This is a genomic window from Mesorhizobium sp. M8A.F.Ca.ET.021.01.1.1, from assembly GCF_003998025.1.
Taxonomy (GTDB): domain Bacteria; phylum Pseudomonadota; class Alphaproteobacteria; order Rhizobiales; family Rhizobiaceae; genus Mesorhizobium.
The window spans coordinates 1-5407 of sequence record NZ_RZSJ01000435.1 but is presented as its reverse complement, the minus strand read 5'-3'; the positions used below and the strand labels follow the sequence as shown (position 1 = coordinate 5407).

Below are 5407 nucleotides of genomic sequence, written 5' to 3'. Positions count from 1 at the left end.
GTTCCGTGATGCTCGAGGGCAAGCCGATCGATCTCACCGGCAAGGCCGATCCCGGCGAATTGCGTGACCGCGGCCTCGCCCACGTGCCGGAAGACCGCCATCATGTCGGGCTGGTGCTGGCTTTCGAGGAAAACGAGAATTCCATCCTCGGCTACCACGACGATCCCCGTTACCTCAGGGGACCGTTCCTCAACATCGACGCCATCATGGCCGATGCCAAGGACAAGATCGAGAAATACGACATTCGTCCCGGCAATCCGCGCCTGAAGACGGCCAATTTTTCCGGCGGCAACCAGCAGAAGATCGTGCTCGCGCGCGAAATCGAACAGGACCCCGGCGTGCTGATCGTCGGCCAGCCGACGCGCGGCGTCGATGTCGGCGCCATCGAATTCATCCACAAGCGCCTGATCGCCATGCGCGACCAGGGCAAGGCGGTGCTGGTGGTCTCGGTCGAACTCGACGAGATCCGTTCGCTCTCCGATCGCATCCTGGTGATGTTTGCCGGCCGCATCGTCGGCGAGCGCGGCCCCGAGGCGACCGAAGGCGAGCTTGGCCTGCTGATGGCCGGTGTCGAGCATCAGGAGGCCGCGCAATGAGCACGCCTTACGCCAAATTGCCGGCCTGGGCCGACTACGGGCTGATCCCGCTGATCAACCTGTCGGTCGCCTTCATCGTCGCCGGCTTCGTCGTCATGCTGGTCGGCGAAAACCCGTTCCGCGCCGCCGTCATCCTGGTCGAAGGCGCCTTCGGCAAGGGAACAGGCATCGCCTTCACCCTCTTCTATGCCACGACCTTCATATTCACCGGGCTTTCGGTGGCGGTGGCGGCACATTGCGGCCTGTTCAACATCGGCACCGAGGGCCAAGCCTACATCGCCGGCCTCGGCATCGCCATCGTCTGTCTTTCCTTCGACAGTACACTGCCCTGGTGGCTGACTTTTCCGCTGGCCATCGTGGCCTCGGCGCTCGTGGGCGCGTTGTGGGCGTTGATCCCCGCCTACCTGCAGGCCAAGCGCGGCTCGCACATCGTCATCACGACGATCATGTTCAACTTCATCGCCGCCTCGATCATGGTCTACCTGCTGGTCGGTCCGCTGAAACCGGCAGGGTCGCAGGCGCCGCAGACGCGCAACTTCCTCGCCGGCGCCGAACTGCCGAAGCTCAACTGGATCATCGAACTGTTCGGCGCCAAGATCCGCTCGGCCCCGCTCAATATCTGCTTCCTGCTGGCGCTGGCGATGGCCTTCCTGGTCTGGCTGCTGATCTGGCGCACCAGGCTCGGCTACGAGATGCGCACCTATGGCCACAGCCCGAAGGCGGCCCGCTATGCCGGCATTTCGGAAACGCGCATCATCATCACCGCCATGATGATCTCGGGCGCGCTGGCCGGCATGATGGCGCTCAACCCGGTGATGGGCGACCAGCACAATGTCGCGATCGACTTCGTCTCGGGCGCCGGCTTCGTCGGCATCGCGGTGGCGCTGATGGGCCGCCTGCATCCGGTCGGCATCGTGCTGGCGGCGATCCTGTTCGGCATGCTCTACCAGGGCGGCGCCGAACTCGCCTTCGAGATGCCGGCGATCAGCCGCGACATGATCGTCATCATTCAAGGCCTGGTCATCCTTTTCGCCGGCGCGCTGGAGCACATGTTCAGGCCCTATATCCAGGCTCTGTTCGCCTCGTTCAGCCCGAAATCGGTGGGCATGCAGGCTGTCAACGGGAAGGGCGCCTGAGATGGACATCTTCAACGCAATCATCCAGGTGCTGGACTCGACCATCCGCCTGTCGGTGCCGCTGCTGCTTGCCTGCCTCGCCGGCCTCTATTCGGAGCGGGCCGGCATTTTCGACATCGGCCTCGAAGGCAAGATGCTGGTCGGCGCCTTCGCGGGCGCTGCCGCGGCTTCCGTGTTCCACTCGGCGCTTATCGGTCTCGGCATGGCGGTCCTGATCTCTGTCGCTTTCGCGCTGGTGCACGGCTTTGCCTCGATCACCCATCGCGGCAACCAGATCGTTTCGGGCGTGGCGATCAACTTCGTCGCCGCCGGATCGACCATCATCCTCGGCCAGGCCTGGTTCCAGCAGGGTGGCCGCACGCCGGCGCTGCAACCCGGCGAGCGGTTCGAGGCGATCATCTGGCCTGGCGCCGACGCGGCCAGGGACGTGCCGATCATCGGCCCGATCTACGCCGAACTGATCTCCGGCCATTCGATCCTCGTCTATTTCGCCTTTGCGATGGTGCCGTTCACCTGGTGGGTGCTGTTTCGCACGCGCTTCGGCCTCAGGCTGCGCGCGGTCGGCGAAAATCCGGCCGCGGTCGACACGGCTGGCATCTCGGTCGCCTGGCTGCGCTATCGGGCGCTGATCTGCACCGGCATCCTGACCGGGTTCGCCGGCGCCTATCTTTCGATGGTGCAGAATGGCGGCTTCGTGAAGGACATGACGGCGGGCAAGGGCTACATCGCGCTGGCCGCGCTGATCTTCGCCAAATGGAAACCGGTCAACGCCATGTTCGCATGCCTGCTGTTCGGTTTCCTCGATGCGGCGTCGATCCGCCTGCAGGGGACACCGCTGCCCATTGTCGGCAAGGTGTCGGTGCAGTTCATGCAGGCGCTGCCTTATGTGCTGACCGTCATCTTGCTCGCCGGCTTCATCGGCAAGGCCATCCCGCCGCGCGCCGGCGGCGTGCCTTACGTCAAGGAACGCTAGGACAAGACTCCCCACGCCGGGTTTTGGACACGATCATCGGAGAGAACACCTGAATGTCGCATGATCTGTTCGAAGCGGCCAAGGCCGCCATGGCCAAGGCCTATGCGCCCTATTCGAAATTCCCGGTGGGTGCCGCCTTGCGCACCGAGGACGGGCGCGTCTTCACCGGCGCCAACATCGAGGTCGCCTCTTATCCCGAGGGCTGGTGCGCCGAGACCACCGCGCTTGGCCACTACATCATGGGCGGCGGCGGCAAGATCGTGGAAATCGCCGTCCTTGCCGAACGCATGGCCAAATGCTCGCCGTGTGGCGGCTGCCGTCAGCGGCTGGCCGAATTCTGCCGCCCGGAAACGAAACTCTACCTCTGCGACAACACCGGCGTGGCCGAGACCGTGACCATGGGCGACATGCTGCCCTATGGCTTTCGCGGCGATATCCTCAAATGACGCGTTGGCTCACATGCAAAGCTGGCTCAAATGAAGCGTAGGCCGAGATGACGGAAAAAGCGCTGGACCATCTTATCGAAAGGCTGGACGGCCTGGCGCCGTCGACCGCGCTGGTGCTGGGTTCGGGGCTGGGCGACCTTGTCGACCGGATCGAGGATCCCATCCGCGTCTCCTATGCCGCCCTGCCCGGCTTTCCCAGAAGCGGTGTCAGCGGCCATGCCGGCGAAGTGGTCGCCGGGCTGTTTGCCGGCGTTCCGGTGCTGATGTTGTCCGGCCGCGCCCACTACTATGAGCATGGCAACGCCGCGGCGATGCGGCCGGTGCTGGAAGTGCTTGCCGGCATCGGCATCACGAAACTGATCCTCACCAACGCAGCCGGCTCGGTCGATCCGGACATGCCGCCGGGCTCGGTGATGCTGCTCACCGATCACATCAACTTCTCCGGCACCAATCCGCTGATCGGCGAGCCGAGCGACCGCCGCTTCGTCAGCCTGACCGAAGCCTACGATGCCGGCATCCGCGACGCGATCGAACGCGCGGCCAAGGCGACAGGCACAGCGCTGCACAAGGGCGTCTATATGTGGTTCTCGGGGCCTTGCTTCGAGACGCCGGCCGAAATCCGCATGGCGCGCATCATGGGCGCCAACGCCGTCGGCATGTCGACCGTGCCGGAAGTCATTCTCGCCCGGTTCCTCGGTCTGCGCGTCGCCGCCTGCTCGGTCATCACCAATTTGGCCGCTGGCATGACCGGAGCCGAGCTTTCGCACCAGGAAACCAAGGACATGGCGCCGGTTGGCGGATCGCGGCTGGCAACGGTGCTGCAGCGCGTGTTCCGTGACGGGCTGCTGGAGAGCTGATGCTTCCACAGGAAATCATCCGTCACAAACGCGACGGCCACAGGCTGGCGCCTCACGAGATCGCCGCCTTCATCGACGGCGTGACGTCGGGCACCGTAACCGACGGCCAGGTCGCGGCCTTCGCCATGGCGGTGTTCTTCAACGGCATGAACCGCGACGAGGCCGTGGCGATGACGCTTGCCATGCGCGATTCCGGCGACGTGCTCGACTGGTCGGATTTGCCAGGCCCCGTCACCGACAAGCATTCGACGGGCGGCGTCGGCGACAATGTCTCGCTGATGCTGGCGCCGATCGTCGCCGCCTGCGGCGCCTATGTGCCGATGATCTCGGGCCGAGGCCTCGGCCATACCGGCGGCACGCTGGACAAGATGGATGCCATTCCCGGCTACACCAGCCAGCCCGACATCGCGCTGTTCCGCAAGGCGGTGCTGGAAACGGGCTGCGCCATCATCGGCCAGACCGCTGATCTGGCACCCGCCGATCGCCGGCTCTACGCTATCCGCGACGTGACCGGAACCGTGGAATCGGTGCCGCTGATCACGGCATCGATCCTGTCGAAGAAGCTCGCGGCGGGCCTGCAATCGCTGGTGCTCGACGTCAAGGTCGGCAACGGCGCCTTCATGGAGAAATCCCGTGATGCGACCGCGCTCGCCAACAGCCTGGTCGAGGTCGCCGGCGGGGCTGGGCTGAAGGTCTCGGCGCTGATCACCGGCATGAACGAACCGCTGGCCTCGGCCGCCGGCAATGCGGTCGAGGTGCGCAATGCCGTCGATTTTCTGACCGGCCGCTTGCGTGACCGGCGGCTGGAGGATGTGACGCTGGCGCTTGCCGCTGAAATGCTGCAGTCGGCGGGGCTGGTATCGTCCAACCAGGACGGCATGCGTCGCGCCACCGAGACGCTGGCCAGCGGCCGTGCCGCCGCCACCTTCGCGCGCATGGTGACCGTGCTTGGCGGTCCGGCCGATTTCATCGAGAAGCCGGAAAAATACCTGCCCGAGGCGGCAACGGAATTCGCCGTCAAGGCGACGACAGAGGGTTTCGTCACGAATATAGCCACCCGCGACATCGGCCTCGCCGTGGTCGGGCTGGGCGGCGGGCGCACCCGGCCCGACGACAAGATAGATCCCGCCGTCGGCATCACCAGGCTGCTGCCCATAGGCGCGGAAGTAAAAGCCGGAGACGCGCTAGCGCTGATCCATGCCCGCTCACCGTCCGATGCCGAAGCGGCAGCCGCGGCGGTGCTTTCAGCCTATGCGATCGGTGCTTCGAAGCCGTCCGCCGACAAGTCGGTCATCCGGCGGATTCTGCCGCGCGGCTGACTGCACCCTACTGAACCAACAGCAGCGTGCCGTTCTCGGCCTGGTATTTGCCGAGCCGATTGAGAAAACTCATACCGATC

5 protein-coding genes and 1 pseudogene are annotated in these 5407 nt (G+C 65.1%); all 6 read left to right on the top strand.

Translation table 11 applies throughout. From position 1 onward, the window contains the following. Positions 1-596: pseudogene (locus EOA36_RS26240) on the top strand (heme ABC transporter ATP-binding protein); the annotation flags it as partial. Continuing rightward, entirely contained in the window at positions 593-1732 is a 1140-nt protein-coding gene (locus EOA36_RS26235; RefSeq protein WP_127280035.1) for an ABC transporter permease, read from the top strand. The pseudogene EOA36_RS26240 and the gene EOA36_RS26235, both read left to right, overlap by 4 nt. A 1-nt stretch (position 1733) precedes the next feature. Continuing rightward, on the top strand, positions 1734-2705 hold the full coding sequence (locus EOA36_RS26230; protein ID WP_127280034.1) for an ABC transporter permease: 972 nt from the start codon (positions 1734-1736) through the stop codon (positions 2703-2705). Between the two features lie 53 nt (positions 2706-2758). Continuing rightward, positions 2759-3151, top strand: a complete 393-nt coding sequence (gene cdd / locus EOA36_RS26225; protein WP_127280033.1) for a cytidine deaminase — start codon at positions 2759-2761, stop codon at positions 3149-3151. 47 nt (positions 3152-3198) lie between these two features. Beyond that, positions 3199-4008: a purine-nucleoside phosphorylase gene (locus EOA36_RS26220; RefSeq protein ID WP_127280032.1), complete on the top strand. Its 810-nt coding sequence runs from the start codon at positions 3199-3201 to the stop codon at positions 4006-4008. After that, positions 4008-5327 (top strand): thymidine phosphorylase, encoded by a 1320-nt coding sequence (gene deoA / locus EOA36_RS26215; RefSeq protein WP_127280031.1) that lies wholly within the window; start codon positions 4008-4010, stop codon positions 5325-5327. Before EOA36_RS26220 ends, deoA begins: the two co-directional genes overlap by 1 nt. Positions 5328-5407 lie beyond the last annotated feature (80 nt).

Bases quoted from the DNA above. Each gene is read 5' to 3' on its own strand.
- EOA36_RS26235 (WP_127280035.1), top strand. From the start codon at position 593: ATGAGCACGCCTTACGCCAAATTGCCGGCCTGGGCCGACTACGGGCTG.
- EOA36_RS26230 (WP_127280034.1), top strand. From the start codon at position 1,734: ATGGACATCTTCAACGCAATCATCCAGGTGCTGGACTCGACCATCCGC.
- cdd (WP_127280033.1), top strand. From the start codon at position 2,759: ATGTCGCATGATCTGTTCGAAGCGGCCAAGGCCGCCATGGCCAAGGCC.
- EOA36_RS26220 (WP_127280032.1), top strand. From the start codon at position 3,199: ATGACGGAAAAAGCGCTGGACCATCTTATCGAAAGGCTGGACGGCCTG.
- deoA (WP_127280031.1), top strand. From the start codon at position 4,008: ATGCTTCCACAGGAAATCATCCGTCACAAACGCGACGGCCACAGGCTG.